At 43.4% G+C, this 21759-nt stretch carries 13 protein-coding genes; all 13 read left to right on the top strand.

Going from position 1 to position 21759, the window contains the following annotated elements:
- Positions 1-13: 13 nt before the first annotated feature.
- On the top strand, positions 14-1537 hold the full coding sequence (locus AC0YN7_RS18875; protein ID WP_475811567.1) for an ABC transporter substrate-binding protein: 1524 nt from the start codon (positions 14-16) through the stop codon (positions 1535-1537).
- Between the two features lie 117 nt (positions 1538-1654).
- Entirely contained in the window at positions 1655-3391 is a 1737-nt protein-coding gene (locus tag AC0YN7_RS18870) for a cache domain-containing sensor histidine kinase (RefSeq protein WP_475811566.1), read from the top strand.
- Positions 3392-3454: 63 nt separating this feature from the next.
- A complete protein-coding gene (locus AC0YN7_RS18865; protein ID WP_475811565.1) occupies positions 3455-5059 on the top strand; it encodes a helix-turn-helix domain-containing protein in 1605 nt (534 codons plus the stop codon).
- Positions 5060-5385: 326 nt separating this feature from the next.
- Entirely contained in the window at positions 5386-6315 is a 930-nt protein-coding gene (locus tag AC0YN7_RS18860) for a metallophosphoesterase family protein (RefSeq protein WP_475811564.1), read from the top strand.
- 46 nt (positions 6316-6361) lie between these two features.
- Complete coding sequence (locus AC0YN7_RS18855; RefSeq protein ID WP_475811563.1) at positions 6362-7318, top strand: metallophosphoesterase family protein; 957 nt, start codon at positions 6362-6364, stop codon at positions 7316-7318.
- A 197-nt stretch (positions 7319-7515) separates the two neighbouring features.
- Complete coding sequence (locus AC0YN7_RS18850; RefSeq protein WP_475811562.1) at positions 7516-9234, top strand: sensor histidine kinase; 1719 nt, start codon at positions 7516-7518, stop codon at positions 9232-9234.
- Positions 9209-10645, top strand: coding sequence for a response regulator transcription factor (locus tag AC0YN7_RS18845; protein WP_475811561.1), 1437 nt, complete (start codon positions 9209-9211; stop codon positions 10643-10645). Before AC0YN7_RS18850 ends, AC0YN7_RS18845 begins: the two co-directional genes overlap by 26 nt.
- A gap of 224 nt (positions 10646-10869) precedes the next feature.
- Complete coding sequence (locus AC0YN7_RS18840) at positions 10870-12189, top strand: ABC transporter substrate-binding protein (RefSeq protein WP_475811560.1); 1320 nt, start codon at positions 10870-10872, stop codon at positions 12187-12189.
- Between the two features lie 121 nt (positions 12190-12310).
- Positions 12311-15199 carry an extracellular solute-binding protein gene (locus AC0YN7_RS18835; protein WP_475811559.1) on the top strand — a complete coding sequence of 963 codons (2889 nt, stop codon included), beginning with the start codon at positions 12311-12313 and terminating at the stop codon, positions 15197-15199.
- Positions 15200-15217: 18 nt separating this feature from the next.
- Positions 15218-16192 (top strand): carbohydrate ABC transporter permease, encoded by a 975-nt coding sequence (locus AC0YN7_RS18830; protein ID WP_475811558.1) that lies wholly within the window; start codon positions 15218-15220, stop codon positions 16190-16192.
- A 5-nt stretch (positions 16193-16197) separates the two neighbouring features.
- Positions 16198-17079 carry a carbohydrate ABC transporter permease gene (locus AC0YN7_RS18825; RefSeq protein ID WP_475811557.1) on the top strand — a complete coding sequence of 294 codons (882 nt, stop codon included), beginning with the start codon at positions 16198-16200 and terminating at the stop codon, positions 17077-17079.
- 21 nt (positions 17080-17100) lie between these two features.
- Positions 17101-19203 (top strand): YIP1 family protein, encoded by a 2103-nt coding sequence (locus AC0YN7_RS18820; RefSeq protein WP_475811556.1) that lies wholly within the window; start codon positions 17101-17103, stop codon positions 19201-19203.
- A 12-nt stretch (positions 19204-19215) separates the two neighbouring features.
- On the top strand, positions 19216-21759 hold the full coding sequence (locus AC0YN7_RS18815) for a DUF5696 domain-containing protein (protein ID WP_475811555.1): 2544 nt from the start codon (positions 19216-19218) through the stop codon (positions 21757-21759).

Raw genomic sequence — 21759 nt, 5'->3', positions numbered from 1 at the left:
GGGATTGGTTAAGTTGAAGAAAAAGCTGCAAACCGCATTGACCCTGATCATCGTTGCTATGCTAATTCTGTCGGGATGCTCTCAGAACAACTCCAGAAAATCCAACACTCCAAAAGAGGAAACTAATCATACACCAACAAATGAGGCTGGCGAGGCGGCAAACCTCAAGCCATATAAGCTTACGATGATTTATCCGGGTGCTGTGCCTAAAGATCTAAAACTTGTTCAAGATGAAATGAGCAAATACTTAACAGAAAAAATTAACGCGACTATCGAATTGAAACCGATTGATTGGGGCTCTTGGACTGATAAAACTAACCTGATGAAAATTTCCGGGGAATCCTTTGATATCATGTTTACTGCCGGATGGTTTGGTTATGGGCAGGATGTATCCAAAGGACAATTTCTAGAGCTCACAGATCTCATTGCAAGCCACGGCAAAGATATCCCTACTATTTTGGGTGATGATTTTATGGAAGGCTCGCAAATCAGCAACAAGACTTATGGCGTACCCACCAAGAAGGAATTTGCACAAGGCTATGGCTTTCTTCTAAACGAAGAATTGGTTGATAAATACAACTTTAATACTGAAGGAATTAAAACTTTGGAAGAAATGGAAGAAATGTTTAAGGTAATCAATGAGAAGGAACAAGGTATTGTACCCGTTGTTAGTAATAAATTTGCATTGACTTGGGGTGCATCTAACTATGATAGCGGGATAATTTCACGTGAAAGCAAAGAGCTAAAGGCTATTGATAACCTAGAGGATCCTAAATTTGTCGATTTTCTTAAGCGTATGAGACAATGGAATCTTAATGGCTGGTTCGATAAAGATGTTATGACTTCAGATTCAAGCGGTCAGGCCGAGAACATGATGAAAGCCGGCAAAGCATTTGCGATCGGTTCATCTTTGAAGCCTGGCAAAGACAAGGAAATGTCTGTGATGATGGGATTGCCGCTTGTACAAGTGGAAACAGCTCTGCCTTATACGACAACTGGTGAAGCTACAGGAGCTATGCTCGCCATTTCCCGCACCTCTGAGGATCCTGAGAGAGCGATGATGTTCATTAATATGCTTTACACCGATGCTAAACTGCTTAACATGCTGGATTGGGGAATTGAAGGCAAGCACTATGTCAAGAAAGCAGATAATGTCATTGATTATCCCGAAGGCGTAACAGCGGAGACACAAGGCTACCTTAGCCCGGGCGGTTGGATGTTCGGCAATCAGTTTATCTCTTACCTATGGGCAAACGAAGACCCTGACAAGTGGGAACAATACGAGAAATTCAACGAAAGCTCCGAACGCTCTATCGCTCTTGGTTTCACCTTTGATGAGTCGCCAGTCAAGGCGGAGAAAGCAGCGGTCGGCAACGTGGATAAAGAGTTCCAAATGGTTCTATACTCGGGTGCTGTTGATGATGTAGAAGGAACGCTGGCCAAATATAAAGCAAAGCGCGACGCGGCTGGATACAAGAAAATTTTAGAAGAACAGCAGCGCCAGTTAGACGAATGGGCCAAAGGGAATACGAAATAAGCTGCGTATAGGAGTTGGAGAGTAATTCTCTAACTCCTCCTTCCTTTTCCAAACTGGGATATGCCATAATAACAAGCAGAATGAGTACCGACATGAAGGAATAGGGGAAGAATTGCGATGAATCCAAGAGGCTCTTTGCGTTTCAAGTTAACGGTCGGCTTTATCACTATTACGATGCCTCTAGTCTTTCTGCTGCTTTACAGCAATTACATGGCATCGAATTCCATACGAGAACAAGCGGCGGAGTCGAGCAAAAGCATGATCACCCTATACGCTAACCAAATCCAGACCGCTCTTGGTATAGAAACCAATTTTCTATACGATTTGGCTTCCGCCGATTCGGATATTTTGTCTTTAAATAAGTTGGTCTACAACTCTAATGAGTATACTTTGACCAAAATGCGCATATTGAACAGCTTAGGCCGATATAATCGGTTTGATGGCACCGTTGATATTCAGTTTGCCTATTCTAAAGCATACCGTGATCTCATCCATACCAATATCAAGACAGCCTCATACGATGAAAATCTGGCCATTAAGCAGTGTATTCAGGACTTGCTTGACACGGTAAAGCCTGGCAGCCCATTATTTTCGGGGTGGGTGATGGTTAGCTCTGGAGATATACATGGCTTAGTACGCATTGTGGATGCGGGCGTAGGTATATACTTGGGAGCATGGGTTCGCCTTGAAAAGCTGATGATTCCTCTAGAGCTGATTCAGCTCGGCAGAGATGGATTTGCTGCTCTCGCGGATAGTGAGGGGAAACTGATCACCGGCAGCTTCGATGTTGGCGGTTTCGCCGAACCTCCTCTTATTGACTCCTACGAGAAATACCAGAGGATTATGGGAGAGAAAGATACCTACATTGTCGTCAGTAATCCAATTATCTCAACAGATGTTACATTGACTGCTTTCATTCCGGAAGAGAGAATGCTGCATAATCTTGCTCGTTTCCGTGCGGTTATTGCTTGGATTCCGGTATTCGCCGTTGTGCTGCTCTCTCTCTATCTGATCTATCTTAACGGTATTATTCTCAGACCGATGAATGAATTACTCAAGGGCATGCGTACACTTAAAAGAGGGGACTGGGCGTACAGACTGAACAACTCTCCCTCCAGAGAGTTTTATACGGTCAACGAAACCTTCAATGATATGGCGCTTCAAATTCAAAAGCTAAAAATAAATGTTTATGAAGAACAAATTCGAGCCCATAAGGCGGAGTTAAAGCATTTACAGCTGCAAATCAATCCTCATTTCTTGCTCAACAGCATTAATGTTGTCTATAATCTGGCACAGCTCAAAAATTTTGCCGTCATCCAAGCGATGTGCCTTAATCTAGTAAAATACTTCCGCTTCACGACCAAAACGAGTCAGCAATTTGTCACTCTCTCCGAAGAGATGGAGCATATGGACAGCTACCTGCGCATACAGCAGCTCCGTTTTCCCGGTAGGATAACCTTCCGGATCACGTTGGATGAGGACTCAAAACAGGTTCAGATTCCACCCCTGATTGTACAGCCTTTTATCGAGAATGCGATCAAATATGGATTTGACTTCATGGATGAACCTTTCCATATTGAGATTCATGCAATTCAAGATACCGAACAAAAACGTTGCCGCATTCGAATTGAAGATAACGGCTGCGGGTTCTCGCAAGAGATGCTGGATTCCTTACAGAGTGGTCATTATTTCCATCAAACTAATGACCAGCATCTGGGCATCTGGAACAGCTATCATCGTTTGAAGCTCCTGTACGGGAACACCGTTCACTTGAAATTCAACAATTGTGCGGATTCCGGTGCTTTAATAGAGCTGGATATTCCTATCAAGGCGCCAAGTAGCGAATGCAGCTGATTCGGAAGCAAGAGCTAAGTTCATGATTGCCATAGAGTTTCATTAAAGCTGGAGGTGAGAAGTATGCATATTCTTATTGTTGACGATGAGATGTACTCGGTCATGGGGATTAAGGATGCAATCAATTGGGAGGCGCTAGGTGTCACTGCAGTATACGATGCCTATAATATGAGGGAAGCTGTTAAAATATTTCAACAGCAAGAAATTCAAATCATGATTAGTGATATCGAAATGCCAAAAGGAACGGGAATCGAATTGCTAGAGTGGGTCAACGAGTTTTCACCTCATACGGAGACGATCTTCTTGACGGCTCACGATGATTTTAGGTTTATGCAGCGGGCCGTTCAACTCAGCAGCTTTGACTATATGATGAAGCCAGTGGAATATGAAGTCTTGGAAGAAGCTATCCGGAAGGCGATTGTTACTGTTAACAAGAAAAATGCAGAACTGTTGCAGAGTGAACAATATAAGCCATATTATGAGTTGTGGAACAAAAAAAAGACGCTGCTTAGCGAACGTTTCTGGTACGATCTTCTGTCGGAGCGAATTGTAGCCAGAGAAAACGACAGCTGCAGCCTCCCTGCGGAGTACGGCATTACCTTACAGCCTGATGATCGACTGCTCCCGGTTATAGTTAGCGTGGAAAATTGGAAGCGGGAACTCACTACAAGAGACGAGGAAGTGATGGAGTACGCTATTCGCCAGTCATCCTCCGAGTTGTTGATTGCTAGCTCAAGGGGGGAGGTCGTTCAGACGAAGAACGGTGTCACGATGGCTATTATCTACTTCTCACCGCAGGAGGAGATCACGCTTCGGGATAGTATCGGTGATAGATGCAACTTGTATATTGATTCTTGCGGTAATTACTTGAACTGTACGGTATCCTGCTACATTGGTGAGCCCGTGAGGCTGCATGAGTTGACAGCGATGTACAAATTGCTGCTATCTATGGAGTACAATAACCTCAGCGAGTCCAATCAGCTTAATTGGCTTAGCAAGCAGAGCCCGGACACTGTCCCAGATCCCTGCCTGCCTGATTTCACTGCCTGGGCGCTGCTGCTGGAAAATGGCAAGGAGAAAGAACTAGTTCAGCAGCTAAGGAATAGTATTCAGGAGCTGGCTTCGGACCGACGCTTTGGAGCAAAGGTTTTACTTGCTTACTATCAAGGATTTCAGCAGATGATACACTACCTACTGCAGAAGAAAGGTCTCTCGGCCCATCAACTGCTTCAAGACACTAGCGTTCGCCAAATAAAAGCACCGCCAAGGACGCTGGAGCAGATGGAGGAATGGGGAATAAGCCTAATCCAAAAGGTACATTGTTATCTCTTTCAAGAAGAATCAGTCATTCCGCGTCTTAGAGCTTTTATCGCAGATCATCTGAGCGAGAACATTACCCGCGAGATGCTTGCTGAATACGTTCACCTAAACCCTGCTTATCTCTCCCGCTTGTTTAAGAAAGAGGCAGGGATGAGTATTACGGACTATTTGCTTAACGAGAGGATGCGGATTGCCAAAGAGCTGATTGCCAACTCAACGATGCCTATTTCGGAGATTGCGCAATCTATTGGGTATAGTAACTTTTCCTACTTTTCTAAAATGTTCAAGCGGGTCTATCAAGCCAACCCCCAGCAGTTTAGGAAGCTGTCAGGAAGCTCGAATAGCTAATTATTGTCTATATATTGCAGCCGCCGGTTTTATTTGGCGGCTTTTTTTATTGCCCCTGCCTATAGTTGTAAATGAAGTCACCAGTCTGTTAGTAGAAAGTCATTATTCTGGTAGAGTGAATTAAGCTGTGCTCATACAATTCAAGTACAGTATTCTTTACAGTAAAGTATCGGATCGGATCCAACAGGAGCATTAATAAAAGGGAGCGCAATTGGCTGTCGCTAACCTACTGAATATGGTCTTCATTTCTTTAATGAGTTGCCCGATAAAGAAGCGTAGGCTGAGCATAATCAATCATTTTAAAACATTGCAGGAGGTTGCGGATAATGAAGAAGTCATTGCGATTTAACGAAGATGGAACCTTTAAAATTGTTCAGTTCACGGATTTACATTGGCAGAATGGGGATGAGCACGATATGCGGACACGCTCGCTTATGGAGCTTGTCTTGCATGAGGAGAGCCCTGATCTTATTGTTTTCACTGGCGATGTGATCTACAGCGAAGCATGCTTAGACCCGCTTCAGTCGTTGCGAGAAGCGGTATCGACTGCCGACCAGAGCGGAATACCGTGGGCGGTTGTGCTTGGCAATCACGATGCTGAGAAGAATGTAACGAGAGAGGAACTGCTGCATGTACTCATGGAATATGATAACGGCATGACGGGACATACACCGGGAGTAAGCGGTTATGGCAATTATTCTTTAACAGTATCTGGCCAAGATGAATCAGAGGCCGCAGTTCTCTACTTTCTAGACAGCGGCGACTATTCAAAGCTCCCCCATGTTCAGGGTTACAACTGGATCAGCAGAGACCAGATTGATTGGTATCTCTCTGAAGCTAATAGCTTTAAGGAAAAGAATGACGGGCAGCCTCTGCCGTCTCTGGCGTTTTTCCACATTCCGCTGCAAGAGTACTTCACAGCTTGGGAACGTCAGGTCTGCTACGGCAATAAATTTGAGAATGTATGCTGTTCACAAATAAACTCGGGACTTTTCGCGGCAATGGTAGAAACGGGAGATGTGATTGGGACATTCGTTGGGCATGATCACATTAATGATTTTTGGGGATCTATGCTTGGCATACGTCTTTCCTATGGACGAGCGACGGGTTTTAATACCTATGGCAAGGAAGATTTCCCTCGCGGGGCGCGGGTTATTCAATTAAGAGAAGGCGAACGCGAACTGAAATCCTGGCTGCGTTTGGATGACGGAAGCGTGGATATGCAGCTTAGCGCTCATGAGCCTACGGAAAAATAGCCAGCATTCCTCAAGGAATTTACTTCAGAGAGGAGATTAACAGGAGATGGGTAGAAAAATGAAGTTTCGAGATGATGGCACTTTCGTCATTGTCCAATTTTCAGATGTGGAGTTTATTGACGCGGAGGATTATGATCCGGATACTCCGGAAATTAATGACATGACTAGGGCGACAATGGAATGCGTCATTGAGCATGAGAAGCCGGATCTTATCGTATTTGCCGGAGATGTAACGGCGAGCGCCAGAGGCAGGGATCCGATTCAATCATTTCGCGATGCTGTCGCGGTAGCGGAGGAGCGCGGCATACCATGGGCGGCTGTATTCGGCAATCATGATTCAGAAGGAGCCGTTCCTCGCCGGCAGATGCATGAAGAGCAGCTAAATCACAGCTTTTGTGTTGCCGAAGAAGATCCACCTCATGTAAGCGGAGCCGGTAATTATATGATTACTCTTCTGGATCAGAATGATGAAACGGCCGCAGCTTTATATTTCCTCGACAGCGGTGATTACTCATCTATCCAGTCCCTTGGAGGTTATGATTGGATTCGAAGAGACCAAATTGGGTGGTATATATCGGAATCACTGAAATTGTCATCCATGAGAAATGGTTTGCCCTTGCCATCGTTGGCGTTCTTTCATATTCCGCTGCCGGAGTATCAAGAGGTATGGAATAATCAGGTTTGCCTGGGACACTGCTATGAGGGAGTAAGCTCGCCGCGCGTCAATTCCGGTTTCTTCACGGCAATGGTGGAGATGGGAGATATTATGGGGACGTTCGTTGGTCATGATCATGCGAATGACTTCAGCGGAACGCTGCATGGCATCCGGCTTTGTTACGGCCGCTCCACGCGATATGTGAGCTATGTAGATAACGTTCGCAAGGATCATTTTAAGACTGGGGCTAGAGTCATCCTATTAAAAGCAGGAGAACGGGATTTCGATACATGGATTCGCCAGAATGACGGATCTATTGCAAATCTGCCTGAGCATCATCCGAGCTAGTCCGATTATTTATACTAGTTTGTGCGGTATTTAGACAAGTACATCGACGGTTACTGGAAGCCGCCTCCTCTTGAACAACATTTAACTAACATGTTAACTCCCTCATAAACGTTTGGTACATTTCACTGCCAAGCTCTTATCGGGGAGTCTCCCCACTTAAAATTCATCAACCTACGCATGAGAATGGAGCGATAGACGTGACACTGCTGCGTAAGCTTACGATTCGTTCACAGTTATCCATAATCGCGCTATCCATCACCTTTGTCATACTATTCATAATAGGTACCAATTATTTGCAAATGACCAAAAACATTAGCACCGACAACGAAAAATATACGAGCGATCATTTCTTGAAGATGAAGCAGACGGTTCATTCTAATAAAGACGTTCTTGAGAGAATTATGACAAGCATTGCCTTCAGTTTGGATGTTCAAAACTTTCTGACTGAATCGGAAAATGTTCAGAGCTCTATGCTCGCCAACCGGGTAGACAGCTTGTTTATCAACTCTCGAACGCTAAAAGAAGGAATTCTTGATATTATCATTCACGGAGAAGACGGACGCTCGATTGATATAGACGGGGGTACGAGACTTACAATTCCTTATCGAGGATCAGATACGGAGGGGCAGACTTTCCATTTCTATGGCCTGCAGCATTTCGAAGGTCAATACAATACGGAGCTTGTGTTTCTTATCGGGCTCAACATTAAGTATTTACAGCCTGGTGAGCAATTTAATAAAACGATCGGCACTTTATTTTTAGTTGTATCTCCTCAAGCGCTTGTGGACAAAAGCAGAGCGTTATCAGTAGAAATGAATGCGTTTTCTATTTTTGCTGACAGGCAGAAGAAAGTAGCGGTGTCAGGCAGTGACTCACAGCCAATTGGGATTGAGCTTCTCGACAAATTAGGACATGATCAACCCGATATAAGCAAGCGCGAGATCAATTGGAACGGCAAAACGTATGTCGCCCAGATGGAATATCTTCCTGAGATCAAAAGCTCAATTGTGGATATGATTCCTAAAGACGCGCTGATGCGCGAGATGAACGCGAACGTCACTTTTATTATTTGGATATTTGTATTCGGAGCTATCGTTATAGCATTAAAGATCACTATTAATGGCTGGGCTGTGATCAGAGAGCTGGCTAGCGAATTTAAAGTCATGCTAAATAAGAACGATTCCTTAACGAAAGAGCTTCTGCAAACAAATGCGGTTCTGAATGTCATAGAGCTGGAGAAGAAGAAATCGGATATGGCTTATTTACGCAGTCAAATTAATCCGCATTTCCTCTACAATACACTGGAAATGATTAAAGGTATGGCAGCAGTAAAAGGGGTTCAGGAAATAAGGGAGTCCGCCGCTTTGCTTGGAAGTATATATCATTACAGCATTAAGGGGGGAGGGATCGTTCCCCTGAATAAGGAGCTAACTATCGTACAATCTTATTTACAAATTCAAAAGCTTCGTTTTGGATCCCGCTTTAGCGTAAACTTTGATATCGTTGGTGAGGTACTTAACTGTCAAGTGCCAAAGATGATTCTGCAGCCTATTGTCGAAAATGCGGTTTATCACGGACTGGAGTTAAATGAAAAGCATGGTTTATTAAAAATAAGTGCGTATCTGGATGCGTTCAGAGATTTGATTATCGTCATTGAGGACGATGGGGTCGGGATGAATCCGGTGCAGCTGAAGCAGCTGCAAACGACATTGGCAGATTCCGATTCCAATGGATGGCTGCTAGGCGAGGGAGATAATAGCATCGGTGTTGCCAATGTGAATGCAAGGATCAAGTTTGCCTGTGGCTCTGCGTATGGTCTAGATATTGCTAGCAAGGAAGGCTCAGGAACCCGAGTAAGTGTGAAGCTGTCGACGAAGGGGGAAGATGTAAATGGGCTACAAGGTTCTGCTTGTTGATGATGAGGCATGGGTAGTTGAAAGTCTTAAGGCGAGTGTTGATTGGCACGCTTATGGATTCGAGGTTGCGGGAACAGCTCTTAGCGGGGCTGAAGCGCTGAAAATGATAGAAACTATAAAACCTGATGTCGTATTTACGGACATCCGCATGCCGGGAATTAATGGTCTAGAGCTAATTAAGAAAGGGTGCGAGCTGTCGCATAAAGCGCAATTTATTGTTGTGAGCGGTTATGCGGAATTTGCTTATGCGCAGAAGGCTCTCTCTTATGGCGCGCTTGCTTATTGCTTAAAGCCATTCGACGAGCAGGATATTATTTCGATTCTATGCAAGTTTAAGAAAAACAATGAGACTCCTCAGAGGGTGACGGAAAACTCGCTTCAATTATTTTTGGAAGAACCAAACGAGACAAATCGCTCCAAGCTCCTCAATAATCTTGAACAGTATGGCATAAAGGGTGGCTTTAAAGAGGGTATTGGCCTGTTCGTTTGTTCCTTTATCGGGAATGCCGCTCAGCATGCTTCAGATAAATATTTGCAAGTTAAGATCGGAAGATCGAAGTCTCTTTATATTGTAGCTTGGGATCAACTAGAGGAGACACTTTACGAAATAAGCAATGAAATGCCTGATCATATCCGGGGAATTGGCGTAAGCCAAAGATTAACGGACATGAGTAAGCTGATTGAATCGGTCGAGATCGCAAAGGTGTTATCCGATCATTACTTTATTACTGGAAAAGCCGATATTTTTCGTGAAAAAACACCGATGCGCGAACCTTTTAACGAAATGCTGAAGTGTATTGATGATGCTATTCGAATAGGCGATATAGCTGCAGCGAATGTTGCTTTTGACCAGGTTCTTGACCTGTTCAGAGAAGGCTGCCTGACTATGAGCCATGCGCTCAAGCTTTATAATATCGTACTTTCATTCATGTACCAGTTCGGAACAGAGCTGTCTGACAAGATGTTATATAGCAACGAATTGCTGCTTGCCTCCTTTGGCTCACTTTCTGGAATGATTCATTGTTTACGTCAATACGTCAGCAGATATATTCTTGAAGCGTCCGAGTACGTTTCACAAGAGATAAGCAATGAAACCTTTAGGTCAATTTTGAATTATGTGAATCAAAATTACATTCAGGATATATCGATTCAAAGCTTATCACTGAAATTTTACACGAACCCAAGCTACATCAGTCAATTATTCAAGAAAGAGGTAGGTGAGACGTTTACGGCATATATCGCCAAATTACGCATTACCTATGCCTGCAAGCTGCTTGGCAATACCAATCTAATGGTGGGTGAAATTGCGGAAAAGGCGGGATATCAGGACTACTTTTATTTTACGAAAATTTTCAAAAAAGTCGTAGGAACGACGCCTTCTCAATTTCGAGCAGAGATGAAGCCAGCGTAGTATGTAATATTTTTAGATAATCTATAGTTAATTATTATGATATTTATTGGTCCCTATTGTATAGGCTTTTTATGTAGAAAAAGTATGAATTTGAACAGATACCTAGCACCAAAAGCATCCCCTATAATAAGTATTATTACAGTATGAAATCGCTTTCACAGCGAGCAATCATTCGGTATTGTAATGTAATGTTTCCAAAATAATGATGTGTGGGGGGAAGAAAAATGAAGCTTAAATGGTTATCGTTTATGCTGGTTATCGCAATGTTCGTGGTATTTACTGGGTGCTCTCAGAACTCGGGAACAAATGCGCCTACGGATGAGCCGAAGCCAACCGAGACAAGCGAGCCAGTCAAGGAGGAAGCAACTGAAGCGCCACCTTCAACTGAGCCAGTCGACGAGAAGATCGACTTCAAAGGCGGTACGATCCGCATCGGTCAATGGTGGGGAATGGAAAACTATTTGAATGAAGAAGAGAAAGAAAAGCAGAAAAAAGCAGAAGAGAAGTACAATGTTAAAATTGAGTATGTAACGGTTCCTCTTGACCAGCTTGTATCCAGAATCATTACAACATCCGTTGCGGGACAGCCTTTTGCTGACGTTGTTATGATTCCGACGGAATGGGCGCTTCCTAAGTTGGCTAGTGAAGGTTACATTCGCGCTATTGATGACATAGTGGATTTAAAAGACCCTAACTGGAATGCAATGATGCTTAAGAGTGGTAAATACGACGGTAAGCAATACAGCTTCACCGACAAAGATAACAACGGTTATGGTCTCTACTATAACAAAACGTTAGTTCAAAAATTAGGCGTAGAAGATCCATATGTATTGCAAGAAAAGGGCGAGTGGACATGGGATAAGTTCCTAGAGTTGACTAAAGCCGCTACGAAGGATGATACATTCGGATTTGCACCTTACGGTGGTGATGCTACCATGGCAGCGAATGCGTTCATTTATTCCAATGGCGGAGCTGTAACGACGGATGACAAAATCACTTTCGACTCACCGGAAGCTTTGGAAGCTATTCAGTATGTATCTGATCTATACAATGTTCATAAAGTTATAGGTGGAGATTTTGCCCAAGGTAAAGCGCTATTTATGTCTGGAGCTCGTTGGGCTGCTTATGATTTCAACGGCAGTATGGCTGACGACTGGGGCTATGTATTCTTTCCAAAAGGGCCTAAAGCTACAGAGTATGTAGTGCCTATCACTGTTAACATGTGGCATATGTTGGCTGATGTAGAAAACCCTAAAGCTGTTATGACGGTTTGGCAAGAGCTTTATGAGATGGATCCAGAAAAAGGTTATGATAACGTAATTCGTGGAGAAGAAGCTAACTTTAGAAATGAAGAAGGCTTGAACACTCTTCGTCAAATGCTTGGTAATGGTACTGTAATGAAGTACTACGCTTACGAAGGATTCGATGGTTATTACGGTGAAGCAATTAAGAACATCATGGCAGGAACAGGTACTCCTGCAAGTGAACTTGCTAGAGTTAAACCGCTAGCTCAGGCTGCAATTGATGTAACATTAAAAAAATAGTTTCTGGTTGCATAAAACGCTGCAGCACCTCAATTGACATTGGGGTGCTGCTCTTAGGCGGGAAGGGGGATTCCATGTGGCCTATGTCAACAAATATGGAATAGTCAAGGTGGTACTTTTAGTGTCTTTATGTGCTATGTCTATCCTGCCCCAGGGCTTTCAAGCGGATGACAAGTCCACAGTAAAGGCAGCCTCAGAGGCTTCTGATGCAATCTCTGATCAGTTGCTCGGAAGTAAGACTGAGGGTGGATATGATCAATATTTGGTGAAACATAAGAATGCTTCTAAGCCTGACCAAGAGATCCTTATTCCAGGAGAAGCTTTTTCTAATGTGGTAGAAATGAAAGCTAATGTCGTTAAAGACATTGGAGGGATGACGGGCAGTGCGGTTGAAACCGATGAAGTAGGAAGTATTTCATGGGATTTCAATGTATCGGAAGAAGGCCTTTATAATATTGGAATTCTTTATTATCCAATGGAGGGTAAGGGTGCGGATATTGATCGGGAATTGCTGATTGATGGTGTAGCACCTTTTGCTGAGAGTAAAAACTTAGTGTTCGCGAGAGTATGGACGAGTAATGGTGAAATATTACTCGATGAGCGCGGCAACGACACACATGTCCAGCAGGTCGAGTTTCCGATATGGCAAGAGACTTATGCTCAAAGTGCTGATGGTCGTCATAATGATCCTTATTTATATCACTTTACGCCAGGGAAGCATACTATCACCTTAGTTTCCGCAAAGGAAAAGATGCTGGTTAAGTCTATTAAGCTGAGCCAAGCTGAACAAGCGAAGGATTACGAAGCGGTTGCCGCTGAATATGAAGCTAAGGGCTATAAAGACACATCAGATTTCATGATCAAGGTTCAAGGAGAATTAGCGAATTTGAAGTCAAGTCAAGTTCTTTATCCGATGATGGACCGCAGCAGCCCGTCTACGGAACCTTATCACGTGTCAAAAATCCGACTCAATACAATTGGCGGCTTCAACTGGGCGGAATCCGGACAATGGATAACTTGGGACGTAGAAGTGCCGGAAGACGGACTTTATAATATCGGCATTAAATATTTGCAAAGCTTTCAAAGAGGTATGACTTCCTACCGTAAGCTGTATATTGATGGCAAGATTCCGTTTCGTGAGGCTAACGATCTTACCTTTGGCTTCTCAACTAACTGGGAAATGAACGAGATTGGAGACGGGGAAAACCCATATCAGTTTTATTTGACCAAAGGCAAACATGAGATAAAGCTTGAAGTTACACTCGGTGAAATGGCACAGTTGCTGCGAACGGTGGAGTCCAGCGTACTGGATCTGAATCGTATTTACCGGCGCATTATTATGGTCACCGGAACGGTTCCCGATGATAATCGGGATTATCAGCTTGAAGTGAAAATACCAGAGCTGATTGATGTCTTTACAAAACAAATAGAAGTATTACAAGCTATTGTCGACCGTGTGGAGCAAATATCAGGTGGCAGCAGTGATCGCACTGCTACATTGACGAGGCTCATTTATCAACTGAAGGAAATGGTGGATGCCCCGGGGACGATCGCACGCCGATTAGAGGCGTTCAAATCCAATACGGGCTCATTAGGGGATTGGATCTATTCCTTGAATTATATGCCATTATCGATCGATTATCTCGTTGTTGCCTCTCCTGATCAGAAAATGCCTGCAGTCAAAGCTAAGTTCTTCAAAAGAATGAAGCATCAAGTGGGAACGTTCTTATCTTCTTTCGTCACCGATTACAATGTACTCGGAGCGTCGAAGAAAGGTCAGAAAACTATTACGGTGTGGATGACACAGGGAATAGATCAGGCAACAATTACAAAGAGGCTCATTGATGAGTCGTTCACATCAGAAACAGGAGTTGCAGTCAATATTCAGGTTGTCACTGAAGCCGTGTTGTTGCAGGCGATGCTGGCGGGACGGGGGCCTGATATTGCATTCCAACTGGCAGATGATAAGCCACTCAATTACGCTTTGCGCAATGCTGTGGAGGATTTGTCGAAGTATCCCGGGTTTGACAAGGTAGCGCAGCGCTTCCACGAAAGCGCAATGGTGCCTAATAGATTTAACGGGGGAACCTTTGCACTGCCGATCGAGCAGTATTTTCCAATTTTATATTATCGCAAGGATATACTTAAAGAATTGAATTTAGAGGTTCCGCAAACTTGGGATGACGTCTTCGAGATGATTCCTGAGCTTCAGAAACAAAACTTATTATTCGGTTTCCCTATTCAGGTTTTGGTGAAAACAGGTTCGAATCAAAAGGATAACTCGAACTTACCTGTTAACTTTACCTACGGCACGATGCTGTATCAGAACGGCGGTGAGTTGTATCGCGATAACGACAAAGCAAGCGCATTAGATTCCGAGGTGTCAATCAAATCGTTTATCGATTGGACGGAACTATATACGACTTATAAGTTGCCGCTGACGACAGACTTCATCAACCGTTTCCGTAGTGGAGAGATGCCAATCGCAATAGCTCCCTATTCGGATTACGGTTTGGTCAGCATCGTAGCGCCGGAGTTGAAAGGGTTGTGGGATATTACTGTTGTTCCAGGACTTAAAGGGTCGGACGGCACCATACACCGAGAAGTACCTTCGAATGGAACTTCTGCTATTATGCTGAAGGACAGTAAGCATAAGGCGGAGGCTTGGTCCTTTCTTGATTGGTGGACCAGTACAGACGTGCAAGCGAAGTATAGTCTGGAAATTGAAGCGATGTATGGTCCCGCAGGACGTACTGCGACAGCTAATCTAGAAGCTGTAGCTCGGCTTCCATGGCAGGTAAAGGAATACAAAGTTATCATGGATCAGTGGCAATGGGTACGGGGAATTCCTCAGGTTGCAGGCGGATATTTCACAGGACGTCATCTTGATAATGCGTTCCGCAGCGTCGTTATTTCTGATGGGGATCCACGTGAAGCCATAGACAATTATACCCGATTTATTAATGAGGAAATTACAAAAAAACGCAAAGAGTTCGGCTTGCCAAAATAGAGAAAGGGGGCGGTTGCATTGTCCGACCCAAATCAAGCAAGCGTTGAATTACAGGTCCCAGGCAGTTTGTCAAAGCAGCCCAGCCAGAGGCGGAGGAAGCTTGATCATCTGCGGAGTGAGATAAGTGTGAAACGGCATGGCTATGTGCTCCTTGCGCCATACTTCATCCTCTTCTTTATCTTCACCGCCTTTCCAGTCCTTATGGCATTCGGACTTAGCTTCACTGATTTTAATGTACTTGAAGCGCCAGGCTGGGTTGGTTGGGAAAATTATGCTAACTTGTTCGTCAAGGATGAAGTGTTTCTGATTGCTTTGAAAAATACGATATTGTTCGCGGCGATTACCGGACCGCTCAGCTATATTCTATGTTTCTTTCTTGCATGGCTCATCAACGAATTGTCGCCTAAAATTAGGGCAGTTATAACGTTGCTATTCTATGCACCTTCCATCTCAGGAAGCGTCTATTTAATATGGCAGGTTGCCTTCTCCGGTGATTCATTCGGCTATGTCAATGCTTTCCTGATAAAATGGGGATTTATATTTGAACCGATTCAATGGCTTCAAAATCCCAAATATATGCTGGCGATTATTATGCTAGTGCAGCTATGGTTAAGCCTCGGCACGGCCTTTCTTGCCTTTATAGCTGGATTGCAGGGAATGGATATGACGCTTGTTGAAGCTGGAGCGATTGATGGAATAAGAAACCGCTGGCAGGAGCTGTGGTTTATTACACTGCCTTCACTACGTCCAATGCTGATGTTTGGCGCTGTTATGCAAATTACAGCTTCATTCGCAGTCGCTGAGGTGGCAACGAGCCTTGTCGGTTTCCCAAGCCCGCAGTATGCGGGACATACAATCGTAACCCATCTGAATGATTTCGGGACGATTCGTTTCGAGATGGGATATGCTAGTTCCATTGCAACCGTATTATTTGTTCTTATGCTTGGCTCGAACATGGTCGTGCAGAAACTGCTTCGGAAGGTGGGTGATTAGAGAGCATGAATATTAGCTTTCGTTTGCGTCGAGAGAAGAAGCTCAATCGTTCTCTTCCTGTTGATATCGCTTTATTTCTTATACTAGCAGCAGCGGGAGCATTTATGGCGGTGCCTTTCGTTTTCATGATCAGCACTGCGCTGAAGCCATTGGATGAGATGTTCCTGTTTCCTCCGACATTTATTGTACGCTCTCCAACACTGGATAACTTTTATGACTTAATACTTATTTTTTCTAACGCATGGGTACCGATATCACGTTATGTGTTTAATACCCTATTTGTTGCATTCACCGGAACGGTCGGACATGTCATCTTGGCATCCATGGCGGCATATCCGCTAGCAAAGCTGAAGCTTCCGGGAGGGAATATCCTATTTTCGATCGTTGTCCTGTCATTGATGTTCGCTTCTCAGGTAACCGCGATTCCCAATTATTTAACGATTACTTGGCTTGGCCTACTGGATTCTTACTGGGCGCTCATATTCCCAGCGCTCGCCACGTCGCTAGGTTTGTTCCTAATGAAACAATTTATGGAGACGATTCCCGATGCACTAATTGAAGCCGCAAAGATTGATGGCGCGAGCGAGTACCGTATCTTTTGGACCATAGTCATGCCAATGGTTAAGCCTGCCTGGCTAACACTTATCATTTTTTCCTTTAAAGGTTTGTGGGGAACGGGCAGCGGTGGTCAAGGCGCTTCCTATGTGTATAGCGAGCAGTTGAAAACGATGGATTATGCTTTTAGCCAAATTTTGTCCGGAGGGTTTGTTCGTTCAGGACCGATGGCTGCTGCTTCACTCATCATGATGCTTGTGCCGATTTCGATCTTTATACTGACGCAAAGCAGCGTTATGCAGACTATGTCGACATCAGGCCTGAAAGATTAATAGAGAAAGGGGGGAGCGCAATTGGCGTCCATAAGGGGCATTTTATCAGTTCTTATCCTTATGAGCTTCATGATCGGCTTCACTGTTCCGGCTCATGCTGTTCCGGCCAATTCTCTTCCTGATTATGGATATAACTATTCATACTGGCAACAGGCAGAGCCTGCACCGTACCCTTATTTGGCTGAAAAGCATGTGTACGGTTCAGAACTCGGAATTGGTAATTTTAATGTTCCGCAGGATTTATTCGTTGCCGATGATCGTCGGATTTACATTGCTGATACGGGAAACAACCGCATCGTTTCCTTAGATGAGAATGGTCAGCTTATTCGTACGATAGATAGCTTTGACAATGGCGGGAAGAAGGATGTATTCAACAAGCCTTATGGTGTATATGTAGGTCCTGACCATATTATTTATGTGGCGGATACGTACAACAACCGGATTGTTAAACTTACCAATGACGGTAAGTTCATCGAATCATTCGGAGCTCCTACTTCCAGCATCATTCCAAAGGAATTTCAATATTTCCCTTTGAAAATAAATGTCGATAAGTTTGACCGGATGTATGTAATCGCACAAGGTGCTTTCGATGGGGTTATGGAGCTTGACTTTGAAGGTAACTTTAAAGGATATGTTGGAACGATTAAAGTTAGATTTAGCCCAATTGATAGATTTTGGAAGCGTTTTGCAACCAAGCAGCAGTCAGAGCAAATGGAGTTATTCCTGCCGGTTGAATTCAGCAACATAGATGTCGATGATCGTGGTTTTATTTACGGCGTATCCGCTGAGACCAATTCGGAAAAACCGATCAAACGCTTCAACCCTGGTGGGGATGACATATTGCGCCGAGAAGGATATTTTAATCCGAAGGGTGACATTGGGGTATTTTCTTCGTCGACAGAAGTAGTAACTAGCACAAGGTTTAGAGGTAGCTCTAGATTCATTGATGTCCTTGCTGATGAAAGCGGTATGTACAGCGGTTTGGATGCCACACGGAATCGTATCTTTACTTATGACCGTGATGGCAATCTCCTCTATCAATTCGGAGGAATCGGAACGCAGTCGGACAATTTCCAAAAAGTAGTTGGGTTTTCGATGGTTGGAGAGAAAGTAGCCGTACTAGATAATGAGATGAATCGTTTGACATTTTTTGCACCGACACGCTACGGCCAGCTGATTCGTGAAGCTGCCAAAGCTCATTATGCGGGTAAGGTAGAAGAAGCGGAAACTGCTTGGAAGCAAGTGCTTCAACTGAACGCTAACTTCGATATTGCTTATATTAGTATGGGGAAAGCGGCGCTCAAGAAGGACGAAACTAAGCTGGCTATGGAATATTTCGAAAATGGTAATAACCGAAAATACTATTCTGAGGCGTTCAAACGTTATCGTAAGGAATTTGTATGGAATAATTTCGGAACGATGATGACGATCTTGATTTCCGCAGTTGCACTATTTGTTGCTGGCCGTATTTACTGGGTTAGAAGACAACCTAAGCTTTATTTTGTAGAAACGGGTATATTGAAAGCTCCATTCTATACGATAATGAGACCGTTTAACGGCTTCTGGGAGATGAAGTTTGAGCAGAAGGGCAGAGTAAAGATTGCGCTGTTCATTGTGGGCGCACTCATCGTAACGATGATTCTGAAACGCCAATACTCTGGATTCATTGTCAATACCAACAGGTTGTCAGAGCTGAATAGCATTGATGAGCTTATTTATATCGTGCTGCCGTTTGTATTGTTTTGTGTGGCCAACTGGTCACTTACAACACTTATGGATGGAGAAGGAAAGTTTAAAGAAATTATTATGGCTGTCGGTTATTCACTACTGCCGCTTGTCATTTTGTATCTGCCGCAAATCATATTTAGTAATATGATTACGAAAGAAGAAGCAGCTTTCTATTATCTAATTGATTCGATAGCTATTGTCTGGACGATGTTCCTATTGTTCGTTGGTCTTATGACTGTTCATCAATACTCTATTTTCAAAACAATTTTAACACTATTCCTGACTGTTATCGTGATGATATTTATTGTCTTCCTAAGTATTCTCTGCTTCAGCTTGCTGCAGCAGGTCATGGCATTCGTTATTTCAATCATTACAGAAATTAGGGCAAGAGCGTGAGGAGGTACGTGCATGAGTAAGATAAAAAAACGGCTGACGATCATGATAGTATGCTGTCTTATTGCAGCAGTATCTCTAAATGAGACTCTATTTCGGAGCCAGACTGAGGCTGCTGTCAGTGGTCAGCAGGTGAACAAAGATAACCTTGAAGTGACCATTGCTTCCGTAAACAGTCTTCCCGATGGCATAAGCATGATTGCTGAGAATGAGCATCTTGAGCTTTATCTTGATAAGATGACGACTGCGGTCAGTGTGAGGGAGAAGCGTAACGGTCAAATATGGACGACAAACCCAATTGATAATGATAAAGATGCGATTGCTGCGGGTATGAACAAATCCAATCTAGCCTCACAAATGATTATCTCGTACTACAACGATAAAGGGCATGAATCCTTTATTAACAATTTCGATGAGAGCATTAAGAAAAATCAATTTGAGATTACTCTCATCGATAAGGGTGTCAAAATTAGTTACGAAATTGGAAGCTCGGAGAAAGGATTAAGCTCCATTCCAGCAGTAGTTACGAAGGAACGATTTGAAGAACGGATTTTGAACAAAATTGAGGATGAGAAGGTCAGAAATAAACTTCGTACTCGCTTTTTTTTCAATGAAGAGAAGCAACAGTATGAGCGTAAAAAAATGCAAGATTATATCGTGAAAGACGTTGTTTCGATTCTAGAGTCCATTGGCTATACAAAGGAAGACGCGCAAGAGGATAATGCGTTGGCAGATGGTGGAGAAACGGTAGTAAATGCCGCACCCAATTTTACAATTCCTATTACGTATCAGCTAGATGGTGATAATCTCGTCGTTCGAATTCCAACCGAAGAGGTTAAGGATACTGAACTATTTCAACTCCACACGTTGCAATTGCTGCCATTTTTCGGAGCCGCTGAACAAGATCAAGAAGGGTATATATTTGTCCCGGATGGTTCAGGAGCGCTCATTAATTTGAACAGCGAAAATAAAGCGGCGCGTGCCTATGAAGTTCCGCTTTATGGTAAGGACCAGACGCCCTATAAGAGGGAGACTCTAATTCAGCCTACACAGATTTCAAGATTTCCAGTGTTCGGCATAAAACGTGATAACTCCGCTATGTTTGCCGTTATTGAACAAGGAGACGCACAGGGAAAAATCACTGCGGATACGAGCGGAAAGCTGAATAGTTACAATAGTGTAGGTGCCAAGTTCCAAATGAAGGACATGGAATTGGTCACTTTTAGAGCAGGATCAGTTAAGAAAGCAATTCCCAAATTTTCAGAAATGTATGATGATGGCATTCAGATTCGCTATGGATTTTTAGCGAATAGTGAGGCAGATTATATAGGGATGGCTAATTATTATAGAGACTATCTGATCAGTAAATACAATCTGACTCGTCAAACAAGTGGCAGCAACACGCCTTTCGTTCTGGATCTGATCGGCTCGATTCCCGTCCGCAAAAACTTTCTCGGTATTCCATATCAATCTGTTGAAGCGGTAACAACCTATTCACAGGCAATGGAAATACTAGACTTATTGGAACAACGAGACATATCCGACATTCAACTTAAATATTCAGGATGGTTTAACAAGGGCTTTCAGCATTATCTCCCGTCATCAATCAAACTAGATAAAGTTCTTGGAGGCGAGAAACAGTTTGAAAAGTTATTGAACTATGTTGAGGAAAAGAATGTCGAATTGTATCCAGATGTTGCTTTTAATCGGGTATACGTGGATGGAAAGGGCTTTAAACCTTCGAGAGATGCTACGCGCTTCTTTAATTGGAAGGAAAAGATAGCCATGGATAAAGATATTGTAACAACGAATTCTCAATTTTTCCTGTATTATTTACTTTCTCCAAGTAAATTGAGTGGTGTCGTAAAGGGCTTTTTGAAGGATTATGAGAAATACGATATAGGTGGAGTTTCTTTACGTGACATGGGAGAGGACTTAAACAGTGATGTTACTCCACGTGAAACGATTAATCGACAGGAAACAATCGGGATAATAGGTGAAAACCTGCAACTGATTAAGAACAAAGCCGAAAATATTATGATTAGCGGAGGTAATGCTTACACATTGCCTTATGCGAAGACGATTGTTGATGCACCGCTTACGAGCAGTAAATTTAATATTGCTGCTGAAGAGATCCCTTTCTTCTCCATTGTTTTGCATGGATATGTAGACTATTCGGGAACGCCTTTGAATCACGAGCGTGATCAGAATAGTAAAGCTGCCTTGCTTAAAACACTTGAGACGGGGTCAAATGTATACTATCAATGGTTCTACGCACAACCTTCCGTAATTCGGGACACGAAGTTAAATGACTTGTATTCTGCTCACTATATGGATTGGTTTGAGGAAGCGGTACAGCTCTATAACGAAGCGAATGCGGTTCTGAAAGACGTACAGGACCAAACGATTACAGGCCACCGTAAGTTAGCGGATGGCGTATACGAGACGACTTTTGAAAAAGGTAAAAAAGTAATAGTAAACTACAATAAAACAGCGGTTACTGTTGAAAGTATTTCTGTTGAGGCAGAAGGTTACCATGTGATCGGCGGTGGATTATGA

The sequence above is a fragment of the Paenibacillus sp. J31R122 genome, from assembly GCF_056269185.1.
This window is presented reverse-complemented; position numbering and strand designations above follow the sequence as displayed.